This window comes from Bradyrhizobium sp. Kon58, assembly GCF_055807455.1.
In genome coordinates, this window is the sequence record NZ_JBVVOT010000567.1 from 1 (window position 1) to 249 (window position 249).

At 59.4% G+C, this 249-nt stretch carries 1 pseudogene; it reads left to right on the top strand.

The window, feature by feature from the left end:
- Window positions 1–249, top strand: a pseudogene (locus AC0L20_RS41515) (YgiQ family radical SAM protein); the annotation flags it as partial.

A 249-nucleotide genomic window follows, 5' to 3' on the forward strand; every position in this document is an offset into this window, starting at 1 on the left:
GATCGCCCCGGAACACACCGAGGAAGGTCCACTCAACCAGATGATGAAACCGGGCATCGGCAGCTATGACAAGTTCAAGCGCATGTTCGAGAAGTACACCAAGGAAGCAGGCAAGGAGCAGTACCTGATCCCGTACTTCATCGCCGCCCACCCCGGCACCACCGATGAAGACATGATGAACCTGGCCCTGTGGCTCAAGGGCAACGGCTTCCGTGCCGACCAGGTGCAGGCGTTCTACCCGTCGCCGAT